Source organism: Sphingomonas vulcanisoli (genome assembly GCF_011761305.1).
GTDB lineage: Bacteria > Pseudomonadota > Alphaproteobacteria > Sphingomonadales > Sphingomonadaceae > Sphingomonas_I > Sphingomonas_I vulcanisoli.
Window position 1 is genome coordinate 211,564 of the sequence record NZ_JAAOZC010000002.1, and the last position, 16,016, is coordinate 227,579.

The window sequence follows — 16,016 nt, forward strand, 5'->3', positions numbered from 1 at the left end:
AGGCGATGCGCGAGATCGCCTTCGATACCGAAACCACCGGCCTTAACCCCAACGACGGCCACCGCCTCGTCGAGATCGGCTGTGTCGAACTGGTCAACAAGGTCGAGACCGGACGCGAATTTCACCGCTATCTCAACCCTGATCGCCATATCCCGAGTGAAGCGGAGGCAGTCCACGGCCTCTCGATCCATTTTCTCTCGGATAAGCCGCGTTTCCCCGAGATCGTCGCCGATTTGCTCGAATTTATCGGCGATAGCCCGCTGATCGCGCACAACGCGCATTTCGATTTCGGCTTTCTCAATTGGGAGCTCGCCGCCTGCGGCTATGATCCTATCTGCCTGAGCCGGATGATCGATACGCTGGCGCTGGCCCGCACGCGCCACCCGGGCGCCAAGCACAGCCTAGATGCGCTGTGCACGCGCTATGGGATCGATCGCAGCCAGCGGATCAAGCATGGCGCGCTGCTCGATGCGCAATTGCTGTCTCAGGTCTATGTCGAGCTTTCGGGCGGCCGCCAGATCGGTTTCTCGCTGGCCGCCGATCCGGGCATTGGCGCGGCGATCCAGGCCACGGCTCCCGCCGTCGATCGCCCGATCCGCGCGCCCCGCCCCCATGCCGCAAGCGACGAGGAACTCGCCCGCCACGCGGCGTTTATAGCGACGTTGGTTGCACCGCTTTGGACCGAGCTATCCGCAGCGGCTTGACCTTCCCCGGCGCATGCGCTTGTGGCGCACGCTTCGGCTCCGGCTGACCAAGGAGAACATAAGATGGATATCCGTGTCTCGGGCCACCAGGTCGATACGGGAGATGCGTTGCGCGCGCATGTCGATGACCGCCTCCAGGCGATCGCCGACAAATATTTTTCGCGCAGCATCTCCGCGCACGTCACCTTCGGCAATGGGCCGCACGGCATGTTCACCTGCGATATCGTTGCGCATGTCATGCAGGGCGTGATCCTGAAAGGATCGGGCCAGGGCAGCGAGGCGCATCCCGCCTTCGATCAGGCCGCCGAGCGCATCGAATCGCAGCTGCGCCGCTACATGCGCCGGCTCAAGAACAAGCATGCTTCCAACGGCGCCGCCGCCTCCCTTCCCGGCGAGATCAGCGCCGATGCCGGCTACACCGTGTTCGCCGTTGATGGCGACGGCGACGAAGTGGTGGGCGATGCGCCGCCGATCATCGCCGAAACCCGCGTCGATGTTCCCGAAGCCAGCGTTTCCGATGCGGTGATGATGCTCGATCTCCGCAATACCAATGCCTTGCTGTTTAAGAATATGGGCACCGGGGCGTTCAATATGGTCTATCGGCGGGGTGATGGCACGATCGGCTGGGTCGAGCCGCAACGTGCCTGATATTCGGCGCGTGCCTTCCTATATGGGGCCGGTTAGCGGGTGGTGATGGACGATTTCTCTGACATTGTCGGGTCGGATAGGGTGCTCGCGGGCCTCGCCGTGCCCAACAAGAAGGCGCTGTTCCAGCAGCTCGCCGCCGTCGCCGCGCGCGAATCAGGGCTCGATGCCAAGCTGATCGTCGAGCGGCTGACCGAGCGCGAGCGGCTGGGCTCCACTGGCTTCGGCGGCGGCATCGCCATCCCGCACGGCAAGATCGATGGCTTGTCCCATGTCGTCGGCGCCTTCGCCCGGCTGGCGACGCCGATCGATTATCAGGCGATCGACGATATGCCCGTCGATCTCGTCTTCCTGCTGCTGTCGCCGCCCGATGCCGGAGTCGAACATCTGAAAGCGCTGTCGCGGGTCAGCCGGCGGCTGCGCGATCGCGGTTTCCTCGCCAAGCTGCGCGGCGCGGGCTCGCCCGATGCGCTCTACGCGCTCTTCGCCGCCAACGATACGCGCGACGCCGCCTGAATCGTGGCGGCGCGGCTCGCCAGCGGGCTGCTCGTCACCGCGCTGATCCGGCGGATCGAGGAGGAAGGCGGAAGCGGCATGGTGCTCGCCAAGGGTGACGCCACTGCGGGCGCGATCATCCTGCTACTGGCCGACCGTGGTGTACCGACCGCGCTGATCGAGCGCACGTTGGGGATCGATGGCTATGGCTGGAACGACGGCGGCCCTGCCGATCCGGCCGAGCGAGATGCTTATCTCAAACGGCGGCGGAAAAATGATCCCGATCTGTGGATCGTCGAATTAGATCATGCCGATGCGCGGCGAATTGCGCTGGAGATGCTGAGCTAACAAGCCAGCAGGGCTGGTTTCCGTTCCCCTCTCGTTCTATACACCGTCCATGGCCAGCCTGCCGAATTGCTTCGACGACGCCCCGCTGATCGCGGCCGATGTTGCGCGCGGAGTGGCGCGGCTTTTCTATCGGCAGGACCTGATCGCGCTGTGCGAAGTGCCGCTCGGCAACAACCGCCGCGCCGATCTGATGGCGCTGGATGCCAAGGGCTGCATCACTATTGTCGAGATCAAGGTCAGCCGCGCCGATCTGCGCGGTGATGGCAAGTGGCGGGAGTATCTCGATTATTGCGACCGCTATTTCTGGGCGGTGCCCTCTGGCTTTGGGCTGGAGCCGTTCGACGAGGACCACTTCCTTCCCGAAGTCTGCGGCCTGATCGTCGCCGACCGCTACGATGCCGCCGTGCTGCGCGAGCCGGCGCTGCGGCCACTGGCGGCGGCGCGGCGCAAGACCGAAACGCTGCGTTTCGCCCGCCGCGCGGCGCAGCGTCTGCTGGGTGGGCTCGATCCGGGGTTGGCGGGGCTCGATTAAGCGAGCCGCATCACTGCGGCGCCACCGGCCCCGCGACCGTCGCGCTCGGGCCCTTGGGCTTGGCGGTCTGGAGCAACTTGGCGATCGCCGTCGAGCGCTTGTCCTCGTTGGCATAATCGGCCGCACTCTTGCCCTGCAGCGTATCGCGGATCGTGGGATCGGCACCGCCCTGGACCAACAAGCTCGCCATCGTCACATCGCGATTGAGCACAGCCCGGATGAGAGGCGTCTCACCGCTGTCGTTGACCGTGTTGAGCGTGGCGCCGACCGCGATCAGCACGCGCGCCGCATCGGCATCGCCGGTCTGCGCCGCGATCATCAGCGGGGTATTACCCTGCCGATCCTTGATATTGGGCGATGCGCCTTTCTGGAGCAGGAAGACGAGCCAGGTTTCGTCATGCTTCTTGATGACGATGTGCAGCGCGGTCTCCCCGGTATTGGGGTCGCGCGTGTTGATGACCTGGTTTCCGGCCTTGTTGAGGATCGGAATCACCTTGTCGCCGTCACGGTCCTTCACGCCCTGCAGGAATGAGAAGCTGTCCGAAAACTGCGCCATCGCGGGTGCGGTGAGCGCGCAGGCCGCTGCGGCCATGACAAATCGGCCGAAGGGCCCCATATGATGCTCCCGTCACGCCGCCTCGCGCGGCTTTCGGATCCTCGGTAGCAAAGCATGATTGAGCGCGCCATGAACAAGCTCGTTTCCGCCGTCGCGCTGGGCGCGATGCTCGGCCTTGCCGCCTGCCATTCGGCGGGCCCGGATGCCAGACCGCCGCTCACCGGCGCGCGCATCGGCGGCCCCTTCACCCTGACGGACCAGGATGGGCACCCCTTCTCCAGCGCGTCGCTCAAGGGGCGGTATCCGATCATCTATTTCGGCTACACTTTCTGCCCCGATGTCTGCCCGACCGATATGCAGGTGCTGGCCAAGGGCCTGAAGCAATTGGAGCAGGAGGATCCCGTGCGCGCCGCCAAGGTGCAGCCGATCTTCATCACGGTCGATCCCGCCCGCGATACGCCGCCGGTGCTAAAGACCTTCGTCCGCGCCTTCAGCCCACGATTGATCGGTTTGACCGGCAGCGAGGCGCAGATCGCCGCCGTCGCCAAGGATTATGCCGCGCCGTTCAGCAAGCAGGCGCCGACGAAGGGTGCTACCGGCTACCTGATGCAGCACAGCACCGCCGCGATCCTGTTCGGCCCGGATGGCCAGCCGATCGCGCTGGTGCCGGTGGACGCCGATGCGGCGCAAGTGGCGGCGACGCTCAAGCAGTGGGTACGATGAACCGCTATTGGGAGGAAAAGCCGCTCGCCGCGATGGATCGCGGCGAATGGGAGGCACTGTGCGACGGCTGCGGCAAATGCTGCCTGCACAAGTTGGAAGACGAGGAAACCGGCGAGATCTACCCGACCAACGTCGCCTGTCGCCTGCTCGATCGCCGCAATGCCCGCTGCACCGATTACCGGAACCGCAAACGCTTCGTGCCCGATTGCGTGCAACTGACGCCCGCCAAGCTCGAAACACTGGACTGGCTGCCTTCCACCTGTGCCTATCGGCTGGTGGCCGAGGGACAGCCGCTGCCGGAATGGCACCATCTGATCAGCGGCGATCCCGAGAGCGTGCATCGTGCCGGCATCTCGACGCGCGGCTGGACGGTGAGCGAGGATGAGGCGGGCGAGCTTGAATTTCACCTGGTCGACCGCGCGCTCTGAGCTGAGCTTTTCGGGCGGCGGGCGGACGGCGGTGCTGCAGGTCCGCCGCTCCCCGCGCGCGCGATCGATGCGGCTGATCGTCGATCCGCGCGATGGCGCGGTGCGTCTCACGCTGCCGACGCGCGCCTCGCTCAAGCAGGCGATGGCCTGGGTCGAGAGCAAGCGCGGCTGGATCGAGGCGCAGCTCGGCGCATTGCCGGTGACGACGCCGCTGGCGCCGGGCGCGATCGTGCCGTTCGAGGGCAAGCCGCTGACCCTGGTGTGGGCGGCGGATCAGGGGCGCAAGGTGGCGATCGACGGCGATCGGCTGCTCGTCGGCGGTCCCGAGGCGCATCTGGCCGCGCGAACGCTGCGCTGGCTGCGGAGCGAGGCGCTGGAGCGGCTGGAGGACGAAACGCGATTCCTGGCCGGCAAGGCGGGGGTGACGATCGGCCGCGTCGGCATCGGCGATCCCAAGAGCCGCTGGGGCAGCTGCACCTCTTCCGGTGACATCCGCTACAGCTGGCGTCTGATCCTCGCCCCCGCCGAGGTGCGCATCGCCACGGTCGCGCATGAAGTGGCGCATCGCCTCCACATGCACCACGGCCCGGACTTCCATCGCGCCGTGGCGGAGTTGCTGGGGCACGAACCCAAGCAGGAACGCGGCTGGCTCAAGAAGCACGGCCATACGCTCCACGCTATCGGGCGCTAAAAGCCCCTCCCCTAAAGGGGAGGGGCTTGAGATCAGTGCGGCTGTTCTTGAGGCTGCGGCTGCCGCCGGTTGCCGAGCACTCCATCCAGCCATTTCTGATCGAGCTGCGGCGGCTTATCGCCATCGGACTGCCGCTGGCGCTGGGGCCGTTCGGCCGGCGGGCCGCGATCGTCAATCTCGTCCGGATTCTGAGGGGCGACATCCTCCTTGGGCGCGGGCTGATCGCCTTCCTGCGGCGCACCCTCATTCCCGAACGCCTGATCGGGATTGCCATAATATGCCTCATCGTCGGGCTCGAGCTGCCATTCGGGCAGCGTGACGTCGGTCTGGAATTTTTCGACCGGGCGCGGCTGCAGCGCGACTCGCATGTAAGCGGCAAAAGCCTGTGCCGGATTGCGGCCGCCCTGCATGCCCGGCACCGCTTTGGCATCGTCGCGGCCCATCCATACGCCGGTCGTCAGCCCTGACGAGAAGCCGAGGAACCAGCCATCCTTGTTGGAGGTGGTGGTGCCCGTCTTGCCCGCCACGGGGCGGCCGATCTGCGCGGCGCGCGCCGTGCCGGTGTTAACCGCGGTCTGGAGCAGATCGGTCATCTCGGCGGCGACATAGGGCGCGACCAGCACGCGCGGTTCGCCCGCATCATGCTGGTAGATCACCGTGCCGTCGGTGGTCGTCACCTTGAGGATGCCATAAGGCGTCACGGCATTGCCGTTGTTGGAAACGCTGGCGAAGGCGCGCGTCATGTCGATCAGCCGCACATCCGATGTGCCGAGCACCATCGAAGGGTGCGTGTTGATCGGGGTGGTGATGCCGAAGCGGTGCGCCATATTCGCGACCTGCTCGAAGCCGACGCGCTGGCCGAGCTTGGCCGCCACGGTGTTGATCGAAAGCGCAAAGGCGTTGCGCACGTCGATATCGCCGAGGAAGCGACGCGAGCTATTGCGCGGGCTCCAGCCGTCGATCGTGATCGGCTCGTCGGTCACCGGATCGCTGGGCTTCACGCCCGCTTCCAGCGCCGCCAGATAGACGAACAACTTGAACGACGATCCCGGCTGGCGCTGCGATTGCGTGGTGCGGTTGTAGATCGAGGTGACATAATCGGTGCCGCCGACCATCGCGCGCACCGCGCCGTCATTCTCCATCGAGATCAAGGCGCCCTGCAGATCCTTGGGCGTATTGGCGCGGATCGCGTCGTCCGCCGCCTTCTGCATCTTGAGGTCGAGCGTCGTCCAAACGTCGAGCGGCGCGGTCTGCTCGTCGACCAACGTATCGAGCTGGGCGAGTGCCCAATCGGTGAAATAGCGGACGCTGTTCTGCTTGGGCTCGGGCGCGAACTGCACCTGCTCGGGATGCGCGGCCTTGGCCTGCGCTGGCGTGATCGCGCCGGCATCCTGCATCACATCGAGCACGACATTGGCGCGATCGACCGAGGCCTGCGGATCGGCCGAGGGCGAATAATGCGATGGCGCCTTGACCAGGCCCGCGACGATCGCCGCCTCGGCCAGGCTCATATGATCGCCGGAATGGCCGAAGAACTTCCGGCTCGCGGCATCGACGCCATAGGAGCCGCCGCCGAAATAGACGCGGTTGAGGTAGAGCTCGAGAATCTGCTGCTTGGTGAACTTGCGCTCCAGCGCCAGCGCGATGATCGCCTCGCGCACCTTGCGGCCGTAATTATAGGCGCTCGACAGGAAGATGTTGCGCGCCAGCTGCTGGGTGATCGTCGAGGCGCCCTGCAGGCGGCGTCCCTCGGCCTTCAGCCGCCGCGCGACATAGACCGAGCGCGCGACACCAACCGGATCGATGCCCCAATGGCTGTAAAAGCGGCGATCCTCGACCGCGACGATCGCATCGCGCATCGTCGACGGGATTTTGTCATAGGTCAGCCAGTCGCCATAGCTCGGCCCGAGCGCGACGATCAACGTGCCGTCGGCGGCGTGGACGCGCACGGTCTGGCCGTTGGGCTTCTGCATCAGATCCTGGAAGCTCGGCAGCGTCGATGCGGTGACGAACACCGCGATGAGCAGCGCGACGATCGCCCCGAGCAGACCGAACAGCAGGATGCGCAGCGCGATCCGGATCATGCGGCGGATACGGCTGTCAGGGGCGGAGCGTCTGGGCGCGGGAGGTGTGGCGGCGGGCATGCGATGCGCGCCCCGATACAGGCAAAGGCGGGGTTGTCACAAGCTGCGGGCACAAGAGCCTTTTTAGCTGGCGCAGATGAACCGCACCCAAATCCTCCCGGTGCCGGAAAGTATCAATCGCGGGCGATTTTCATCGAAAAGCTGTGCGATTCGCCGGCGGGGATCGCGACAATTCCAGGCTTATCGAAAATGTCGCCAACAAACCCCTCCGGATCGGCGATCCCCGCCCACGGCTCGATGCAAAGATAGGGTGCGCCAGGTTTGGTCCAGATGCCGAGCTGGGGCAGATCCCATTCGACGCGCAGGCCGGGTGTGCCGGGTGCGCCATAGGCCAGCCCGCGCGCGTGCGGCGCATCGAGAATCACCGCATCGTCGGAGAAGAGATCGTCGCGGATCGTCAGCGTATCGCCTTCGATCGGGCTCGGCACCGGCGCCGGGCGGAGGAAGCCATCGCCATCGATACGGCGGATCGGCTCGGGCTCGACGGCATCGAAGCGGATGCGGTGATCGGCGCGCGCGCCGCTATAGGGCAGCGGCCAACGGAGCGCCGGGTGGAAGCCGAAGCTGGCCGGCATCGGCGTATCGCCGAGGTTGTGCGCGGTGGCGGTCAGCGTCAGCGCCTCGCCCTCGATCGCGAAACGGATGTCGAGCCGGAATGCGAAAGGGTAACTCTTGCGGGTTTCGTCGTCGTCGGCGAGGCTGAATGTGGCCGAGCCTTCGTCCTGAGCGATCACCGTGAAGTGCCGCCGCCGTGCGAAGCCGTGCTTGGCCATCGGATATTCTTTGCCATCGACGCGGATAACGCCGCCGTTCACGCAGCCGATCACCGGGAACAGGATCGGTGCGCGGCCGGTCCAGAAGGCCGGATCGCCATCCCAGAGCAAATCGCGTCCATCTGCATCGCGCAATGCGTGCAGCTCGGCACCGAGCGGGTTGATCTCGGCTGCGAGGCCAGCGCCTTTGATCGAAACTATCTCAGACATTTCCGCCTCCGTTCGCCCTGACCCTGTCGAAGGGCCGTACTTCTTTTAACGCGGGAATGAAGGGCAGTGCTTCGACAGGCTCAGCACGAACGGCTTTCAGCGGATCAAACGTCCAGATTTTCCACCGACAGCGCGTTTTCCTGGATGAACTCGCGCCGTGGTTCGACCACGTCGCCCATCAGCCGGGTGAAAATCTCGTCGGCCATATCGGCCTGCGCGACTTCGACGCGGAGCATCGAGCGGTTCGAAGGATCGAGCGTGGTTTCCCACAGCTGCTCGGCGTTCATTTCGCCAAGGCCCTTGTAGCGCGCGACGGCAAGGCCCTTGCGGCCGGCGACGAGGATCGCTTCCAGCAGCTCGGATGGGCGGGTGACGCGCTTGCCCTTGGGATCGGTGACGACGGCGGGCGTCTCCTCGTCTTCGACCGGGGTCTCGACTTTCTCGGCCCCACGCAACGCGACCAGCCGGGCCTCATGGGTGTAGGCCTCGGCCTGTTCGCCGGCGAGCGCGTGAAGGCGCAGCGCCTCGGCCGACTGTACCAATGCGGCATCGACGACATGATGATCGGTCACCCCGCGCCAGAGGCGCCGGGCATGGAAGCCGCCCTCGCCCGTCGCCTCGACCGTCCATTTGGCGTCGGGATCGGCGCGGTTGAGCCACGTCGCTACCTCGGGCGCGGCCGCCGCCTTGTCGCCGGCAGGATCGAAAGCGCCCGCCAGCGCCAGCGCCTCGATCAGCCCCAAATCATAACGGCGCGGCACATAGGCCATCAGCCGGCCCATGCGTTCGGCATGATCGACGAGGCTACGGAGATCCTCGCCCGCGCGATTGCCGTCGGCGCTCTCCAGCATCACGCCGTTGATCCCCGCATCGACCAGATAGGCGTCGAGGGCGGCGGCATCCTTGAGATAAACCTCCGACCGGCCTTTGGCGACTTTGAACAACGGGGGCTGCGCGATGTAGAGGTGCCCGCGATCGATGATCTCACGCATGTGGCGATAGAAAAAGGTCAGCAGCAGCGTGCGGATATGGGCGCCGTCGACATCGGCGTCCGTCATGATCACGATCTTATGATAGCGCAGCTTCTCGATATTGAAATCGTCGCGGCCGATGCCGGTGCCCATCGCCTGGATCAGCGTACCGACCTCCTTCGAGGACAGCATCCGATCGAAGCGCGCGCGTTCGACGTTGAGGATCTTGCCCTTCAAGGGCAGGATCGCCTGGATGTTGCGGTCGCGGCCCTGTTTGGCGGAGCCGCCGGCGGAATCACCCTCCACCAGGAACAGTTCGCACTTGGCGGGATCGCGCTCCTGGCAATCGGCAAGCTTGCCGGGGAGCGATGCGATATCCATCACCCCCTTGCGGCGGGTCAGCTCGCGCGCTTTCTTGGCCGCCTCACGCGCGGCGGCGGCGTCGATTACCTTCTGGATGATCGATTTGCCGTGGGCAGGATTCTCCTCGAGCCATTCGGCAAGCTTGTCGGCGATCAGGCTTTCGAGCGGCTGGCGCACCTCGGACGAAACGAGCTTGTCCTTGGTCTGCGACGAGAATTTGGGATCGGGCAGCTTGACCGAGACGATCGCGGTTAGCCCCTCGCGCATGTCATCGCCGGTGAGCGTCACCTTCTCCTTCTTCAACATGCCGCTCTTCTCGGCATAATTGTTGAGCGTGCGCGTCAGTGCGGCGCGGAAGGCGGCGAGGTGCGTACCGCCGTCGCGCTGCGGGATGTTGTTGGTGAACGGCAGGACGTTTTCGTAGTAAGAATCATTCCACTCCAGTGCGACATCGATGCCGACATCGTCGCGCTGGCCGTGGACAGCGATCGGATCGGGAAAGAGCGGCGATTTCGCGCGATCGAGGTACTTCACGAAGGCCGCGATGCCGCCTTCGTAGAACAGTTCGATCTCCTTGCGCTCGGCGTGGCGCGCATCGATCAGGAACAGGCGCACGCCGGAGTTCAGGAAGGCGAGTTCGCGATAGCGATGCTCTAGCTTCTCGAAATCGAACTCGGTGATCTTGAAGGTTTCAGGGGACGGCAGGAAGGTGACCCGGGTGCCCTTCTTGCCTGCGGGCGCCGGGCCGACCAGCTTGAGCGGGGCGACGGCATCGCCATGGGCGAAGCGCATATAATGCTCCTGCCCGTCCCGCCAGATCGTCAGATCGAGGAACTCGCTGAGCGCGTTGACCACGGACACGCCGACGCCGTGGAGCCCGCCCGAAACCTTGTAGGCATTGGCGTCATTGGTGTTGTCGAACTTACCGCCGGCATGGAGCTGTGTCATGATGACCTCGGCGGCGGAAACGCCTTCCTCGGCATGGATGCCGGTCGGGATGCCCCGGCCATTGTCCTCGACTGAAACCGATCCATCGGCATTCAGCTGGATGACGATCCGGTCGCAATGGCCCGCCAGCGCCTCGTCGATCGCATTGTCCGAAACCTCGAACACCATATGGTGGAGGCCCGAACCATCGTCGGTATCGCCGATATACATGCCGGGGCGCTTGCGCACCGCATCGAGGCCCTTGAGCACCTTGATGGAATCGGCGCCGTAAGCGTTCTGAGTAGGGTCTGTTGCCATAGCGAGCATATAGGGATTCGGGGCCCCAAACCCAAGCAAAATGGCAGGGCTCTTCGCTCGCTTCGGCTTCAGGCCGCGCCGGGCGGCTGGTAACGTATTTCGTGGCGCACGCCGCCATCGGACGTGGTGGTCAAATGCGCGCCGATCTGATGGACGAAGCGCTGCACGAGCCGCGTCCCCAGTCCACCGCCTTTATCCGGTTTTACGCCCGTAATCCCGCACCCGTCATCGCTGATAGTCAGCACCCATCCCGCGCTTTGCGCCTGCATCGAGACGCGGATCACGCCGGAGAGCGGCTCCGGATAGGCGTATTTTGCGCTATTGGTGACGAGTTCGCTGATCACGAAGCCGATCGGCACGATCTTGTCGGTCGGCAACGTAAGGTCGCCTGCCTCGCACGCCAGGGCGATGGCGCCGGGTCGATCAAAGGTCGATCCCAGATAGCCGCACAGTTCGCGGATATAGGCTGCCGCATCGATCTCGCGATCACCTTCGGTGTAAGCGAGCAGCGAATGGAGGTTGGCGAGAACCTGCACCCGCCGCTGCGCGGTTTTGAGCAGATCGCGCGCAAGCGGATCGGCCCCGGCTGCCTGAATGCCCAAAAAGCCCGCGATCATCTGAAAATTGTTCATCACGCGGTGGCTCATCTCCTTGAGCAATGCGTGGCGCTGCTCCTCAAGGCGATGCCGTTCGCTGACATCGACGAAGGTCTGCTGGAACAATGTATCGGACACGCGCGACACGCGGATGTTGAGCCAGCGGCCGGTGGCGCGGCTGCGAATGTCGAAGTCATGCATGATGCCGGTCTTCAGCACCTTTTCGGCGGTTTCGAACCAGCGCGGATCGATCGGCGGATAGATCGTGCTGACGGGCATCGACAGCATCTGCTCCCGCGTCGCCGCCGTCAGCTCGGCATGGGCGCGATTGACTTCCAGAACCTGATATTCGCCGACTTTCCCGTCCGCATCGAAAAGGGCTTCGCAAAGCGCGAGCCCGTCGCCGCTCGCCTGATAGATCGCTTCCAGGTTCCGGCGCGTCGCGCGCAGGCGATCGTCCTGATCCGCCAATTGGCGATCGAGCACGGCCTGTTCGTCACGCAGGGCCTGCGTTTGCTGGAGATCGGCGGCCCGTGCCTCCGCCATCGTCGCCGTGTCGCGCTTGAGGCGTTGGTAGCGCGCCGCCACCCAGAGCAGAAGCAGCAGCGCGAGCGTCGTCAGGACCAAGTTGACCGCATCGCCGGCGGTGTGGACCCGGACGCCGTTTCGAATGGGGACGAGCAAATACCAGGACAGGAGCTGGTAGCCCGCGATGACCATCACACCGGCGCGGCCGCCCGCCAGCAGTATGGCCAAGACGATCGCCGGTATGGCCAGCGGAAAGACGGTGGCCCCGGGGAACGCATGGGCCAGCAGCAGCCCTGCCCCGGCCGCGCCGATCACCAGCGGCACCGCGACGATCGCTTCGGCCATGAGGGGCGGCAGCCTGGACAGGCGCGAGGCGATTTCGAAGGGTTCAGGCCCCGGCATATCGCGTCACCCCCCGCCGCCCCTGCAGCACTCACGATCGCGATGTCTCTGCATTGGGGTGCCGGCGTCAAGCCCCGGGGGCCGAGGGTTGCAATGCGGTGCCTTTGGCGAGACCGTGCCAAAGGCACTCTGCGGGGTTGGCCGACGGCCATGTGCGGGTCAGACGGGCAGACGCTCTGCCGTTTCGATGCCCTCCGCGATGACGAGTGTATCGAGATCCTCCCACGTGCGGACCACCTTTTTGATGATCGCATGGCTGGCGGCTATCCTGATCGACCCCGCGCCGCTCCGAATCGGCGGCGATCTCTGATTTTCGACAACTTCACCGGTCAGCGCGTGAATTTGAGGCTTTGCGCGCGGCGCGCGCCATGCTCCATTCGGTCCGGTGACAAAGGGGTTCGGGCGATGCGGCCAGTGTGTTTCGGAATTTCGGCGATGGTTTTCCTGGTGCAGCCCTTGCTTGCCGCGCCGTCTTTCGCCCAGGCGTCTGCGCTTCGGCCCGATCAGGCCCGTTTCCGCGCGCTCTACAAGGAGATGGTGGAGACCGACACCTCGATCACCACCGGCAGCTGCACCGCGCTTGCCGACAAGATCGAGGGGCACCTCAAGCAAGCGGGTTATGGCGCGGACGCAATCACTCGCTACTCCGTGCCCGATCACCCGAAGGAGGGCGGGCTGGTCGTCATCCTGCCCGGCACATCCAAGACGCTGAAGCCGCTGTTGCTGCTCGGCCATATCGATGTCGTCGTCGCCAAGCGCGAGGATTGGACGCGCGATCCCTATACGCTGATCGAAGAGAACGGCTATTTCTACGGCCGCGGCACATCGGACATGAAGGCGATGGACGCGATCTGGCTGGATGCGATGATGCGCTTCAAGGAGCAGGGCTATAAGCCCAAGCGCACGATCAAGCTGGCTTATACCTGTGGCGAGGAGACGAGCTGGGCTTTCAACGGCGCGCACTGGCTGGCCGAAAACAAGCCCGATCTGATCGCCGCCGAATTCGCGCTCAACGAGGGCGGCGGTGGCCGCTCGGACGGTCACGGCAAGATCATCGTCGCCAACATGCACGTCGGCGAGAAAGCGGCGGAGAACTTCAAGCTCGAGACCTTCAACCCCGGCGGCCACAGCTCGGCGCCGGTGCCCGACAATGCGATCTACGAGCTTTCGGACGCGCTGCTGAAAGTGCGGGACTACGAATTTCCGATCCAGTTCAACGATGTCAGCCGCGCCTATTTCACCAAGGCGGGCGCGGCGCGGGGCGATGATCTCGGCAAGGCGATGATCGCACTGGCCAAAGATCCGGGCGACAAGGCCGCGGAGGCTACGGTCAATCAGGACAAGAGCCTGCATTCGATGCTGCGGACAACCTGCGTCGCGACGCTGATCGAGGGCGGCCATGCCAATAATGCGCTGCCCCAGCATGCCACCGCCACCGTCAATTGCCGTGTCGCGCCCGGCATGAGCGCGGAGCAGGCGCAGGCGGCGCTGGCGGCCGCGATCGGCGATCCCAAGGTGAAGATCACGCGGGAGGCGGCGCGTGGTCCGCTTGCCAAGCAGCCGCCGCTCGATCCCAAGGTGATCGGCCCGGCGGAGAAGCTTGTCGCCAAATATTATCCGGGCACGCCGCTGATCCCGGTGATGTCGACCGGCGCCACCGACGGCATCTTTCTGGAGGCGATCGGCATCCCATCTTATGGCCCCCCGGGCACCTATGGCGATCCGGACGGCAACGGCACGCACGGCCTGAACGAGCGTGCGATCGTCAAGGCGGTCTATACCGGGCGCGATCTGCTCACCGATCTGATCAAGGCCTATGCCGGCTGACGCGCGGCCATGAGGGATTCCCGCGGGAGTCGGCATGGTTTAGACTGCCGGGGATGACCGCGCCGCTTTCCATCACCCACTCGATCCTCGGCCAGCCATGGCGGTGGCGCGGCCGGGACGGTGAGGCGATGGATGCGGGCTTCGTCGCTGACGATCTCGTCGATCAATTGCTGATGGCGCGGGGTGTGGCCCGCGATGCGCTCGATCTCCATCGCACGCCGACGCTCCGGGGCTTCATGCCCAACCCCTCGATTTTCCGCGATATGGACGCCGCTGCCGAGCGCGTCGCCGCGGCGGTGATCGCGGGCGAACGGGTGACGGTGTTCGGCGATTATGATGTCGATGGCGCGACTTCGGCGGCATTGCTGATCCGCCTGCTGCGGTCGCTCGGCCTCGATCCGCAGGCTTATATCCCCGATCGCCTGCTCGAGGGCTACGGCCCGAGCGGCGATGCCCTGGTGAAGATCGCCGAGGGCGGCGCGCAGCTGGTGATCACCGTCGATTGCGGCGCACAGGCGTTCGAGGCCTTGGCGCAGGCGGCCGATGCCGGGCTCGACGTGATCGTCATCGATCACCACAAATGCACGACCGAGTTGCCGCGTACGCTGGCGCTGGTGAACCCCAACCGCCTCGATGAAGACGAAGGCGCCGCGCACGGCCATCTCGCGGCGGTCGGTGTGGCCTTCCTGCTCGGCGCGGCGCTGTTGCGGACGCTGCGTGCGCGGGGGTGGTTCGCGCCACGGGCCGAGCCGCCGCTGATGGAGCTGCTCGATCTCGTCGCGCTCGGCACTGTTTGCGATGTTGCGCAGCTCAAGGCCCTCAACCGCGCTTTCGTCGCCCAAGGGCTCAAGGTGATGCGTCAGCGCCGCAACATCGGCCTTGCCGCACTCGCCGAGAAGGCCGGGCTGACCGCGCCGGTGACCTGTACCGATCTCGGCTTCGCGCTGGGTCCGCGCATCAATGCCGGCGGGCGCGTCGGCAAATCCGATCTCGGCGTCCGCCTGCTGACCACCGAAGACGTGGCCGAGGCCGAAGCGATCGCTGCGGAACTCGATCGCCTGAATGGCGAGCGGCGCGCGATCGAGGCGGCGGTTAGCGAGATGGCCGATTCGCTGGCGGCGGCGCAGGGCAATCGCGCGGTGGTCGTCGTCGCGGCGGAGGGCTGGCATCCGGGCGTGATCGGCATCGTCGCGGGCCGTCTCAAGGAAAGGCTAGGCCGCCCGGCCTTGGTCATCGCGCTCGATGGTGAGATCGGCAAGGGCTCCGGGCGCTCGATTGCGGGGGTCGATCTCGGCGCGGCGGTGCTCGCCGCCAAGGATATGGGGCTGCTGATCGCGGGCGGCGGCCATGCGATGGCGGCAGGCGTCACCGTCGCCGCCGACAAGGTGGAGGCGCTCGCTGATTTCCTCGACCAGCGCCTCGCCGCCGATGTCGCTAGAGCGCGCGATGATCGCGCGCTTCTCTTCGATGCGGTGGTATCGGCGGGCGGTGTCGCCGCCACCCTGGTCGATGCACTGGAGGCGGGCGGCCCGTATGGCGCCGGCTGGCCGAGCCCCCGGGTCGCTGCCGGGCCGGTGCGCGTCGTGAAATGCGATATCGTCGGCAACGGCCATGTCCGCGCGATCGTGCAGGGCGAGGAGGGGCGGCCGATCAAGACGATTGCCTTCCGTCAGGCCGATAGCGCACTCGGGCAGGCGCTGCTCGGCGCGGGGCCGCATCGGCGGCTTTGGATCGCCGGCCGCGCCCGCCGCGATGCCTGGAGCGGGGGCGATGCCTGCGAACTGCATATCGACGACGCGGCGTGGGCCGATTGACCTGCGGGCTCCGCGCCCCTA

At 65.6% G+C, this 16,016-nt stretch carries 15 protein-coding genes; 10 read left to right on the forward strand and 5 right to left on the reverse strand.

Going from position 1 to position 16,016, the window contains the following annotated elements; all coding sequences use genetic code 11:
* Positions 1-5 precede the first annotated feature (5 nt).
* From dnaQ to FHS31_RS05075, 5 genes are all read left to right on the forward strand, one after another.
* Complete coding sequence (dnaQ, locus tag FHS31_RS05055) at positions 6-704, forward strand: DNA polymerase III subunit epsilon (protein ID WP_167072279.1); 699 nt, start codon at positions 6-8, stop codon at positions 702-704.
* 63 nt (positions 705-767) lie between these two features.
* Positions 768-1,352: a ribosome hibernation-promoting factor, HPF/YfiA family gene (hpf, locus tag FHS31_RS05060; RefSeq protein ID WP_167072280.1), complete on the forward strand. Its 585-nt coding sequence runs from the start codon at positions 768-770 to the stop codon at positions 1,350-1,352.
* Between the two features lie 45 nt (positions 1,353-1,397).
* The gene (locus FHS31_RS05065; RefSeq protein ID WP_167072281.1) at positions 1,398-1,865 is read left to right on the forward strand and encodes a PTS sugar transporter subunit IIA; all 468 of its coding nucleotides are present in this window, start codon (positions 1,398-1,400) and stop codon (positions 1,863-1,865) included.
* Between the two features lie 3 nt (positions 1,866-1,868).
* Entirely contained in the window at positions 1,869-2,192 is a 324-nt protein-coding gene (locus FHS31_RS05070; protein ID WP_341786291.1) for a DUF1491 family protein, read from the forward strand.
* 49 nt (positions 2,193-2,241) lie between these two features.
* Positions 2,242-2,724: an MmcB family DNA repair protein gene (locus FHS31_RS05075; protein WP_167072282.1), complete on the forward strand. Its 483-nt coding sequence runs from the start codon at positions 2,242-2,244 to the stop codon at positions 2,722-2,724.
* Positions 2,725-2,734: 10 nt separating this feature from the next.
* Here FHS31_RS05075 and FHS31_RS05080 read toward each other — a convergent pair whose 3' ends face one another.
* Positions 2,735-3,340 carry an ankyrin repeat domain-containing protein gene (locus FHS31_RS05080; protein WP_167072283.1) on the reverse strand — a complete coding sequence of 202 codons (606 nt, stop codon included), beginning with the start codon at positions 3,338-3,340 and terminating at the stop codon, positions 2,735-2,737.
* A gap of 69 nt (positions 3,341-3,409) precedes the next feature.
* Between FHS31_RS05080 and FHS31_RS05085 the strand changes: the two genes are divergently transcribed.
* Genes FHS31_RS05085 through FHS31_RS05095 form a run of 3 tightly spaced genes read left to right on the forward strand, consistent with a single transcriptional unit; the run spans position 3,410 to position 5,122 of the window.
* Positions 3,410-4,003, forward strand: coding sequence for an SCO family protein (locus FHS31_RS05085; protein ID WP_243843280.1), 594 nt, complete (start codon positions 3,410-3,412; stop codon positions 4,001-4,003).
* Entirely contained in the window at positions 4,000-4,431 is a 432-nt protein-coding gene (locus tag FHS31_RS05090; RefSeq protein WP_208408565.1) for a YcgN family cysteine cluster protein, read from the forward strand. Before FHS31_RS05085 ends, FHS31_RS05090 begins: the two co-directional genes overlap by 4 nt.
* On the forward strand, positions 4,400-5,122 hold the full coding sequence (locus tag FHS31_RS05095; RefSeq protein WP_425057198.1) for a M48 family metallopeptidase: 723 nt from the start codon (positions 4,400-4,402) through the stop codon (positions 5,120-5,122). The genes FHS31_RS05090 and FHS31_RS05095 overlap by 32 nt, the downstream gene beginning before the upstream one ends.
* Before the next feature lie 32 nt (positions 5,123-5,154).
* Here the strand turns inward: FHS31_RS05095 and FHS31_RS05100 are convergent, their stop codons facing one another.
* From FHS31_RS05100 to FHS31_RS05115, 4 genes are all read right to left on the reverse strand, one after another.
* Positions 5,155-7,266 (reverse strand): transglycosylase domain-containing protein, encoded by a 2,112-nt coding sequence (locus FHS31_RS05100; RefSeq protein ID WP_167072286.1) that lies wholly within the window; start codon positions 7,264-7,266, stop codon positions 5,155-5,157.
* A gap of 113 nt (positions 7,267-7,379) precedes the next feature.
* The gene (locus tag FHS31_RS05105; protein WP_167072287.1) at positions 7,380-8,249 is read right to left on the reverse strand and encodes an aldose 1-epimerase family protein; all 870 of its coding nucleotides are present in this window, start codon (positions 8,247-8,249) and stop codon (positions 7,380-7,382) included.
* 104 nt (positions 8,250-8,353) lie between these two features.
* Positions 8,354-10,828, reverse strand: a complete 2,475-nt coding sequence (gyrB, locus tag FHS31_RS05110; RefSeq protein WP_167072288.1) for a DNA topoisomerase (ATP-hydrolyzing) subunit B — start codon at positions 10,826-10,828, stop codon at positions 8,354-8,356.
* A 68-nt stretch (positions 10,829-10,896) separates the two neighbouring features.
* Positions 10,897-12,297, reverse strand: coding sequence for a sensor histidine kinase (locus FHS31_RS05115; RefSeq protein WP_167072289.1), 1,401 nt, complete (start codon positions 12,295-12,297; stop codon positions 10,897-10,899).
* A 492-nt stretch (positions 12,298-12,789) separates the two neighbouring features.
* Here FHS31_RS05115 and FHS31_RS05120 point away from each other — a divergent pair, with 492 nt between their 5' ends.
* Together FHS31_RS05120 and recJ are read left to right on the forward strand one after the other, a co-directional pair.
* Positions 12,790-14,181 carry a M20/M25/M40 family metallo-hydrolase gene (locus tag FHS31_RS05120; RefSeq protein WP_243843281.1) on the forward strand — a complete coding sequence of 464 codons (1,392 nt, stop codon included), beginning with the start codon at positions 12,790-12,792 and terminating at the stop codon, positions 14,179-14,181.
* Between the two features lie 53 nt (positions 14,182-14,234).
* Positions 14,235-15,995 (forward strand): single-stranded-DNA-specific exonuclease RecJ, encoded by a 1,761-nt coding sequence (gene recJ, locus FHS31_RS05125; protein ID WP_167072291.1) that lies wholly within the window; start codon positions 14,235-14,237, stop codon positions 15,993-15,995.
* Positions 15,996-16,016: the final 21 nt, after the last annotated feature.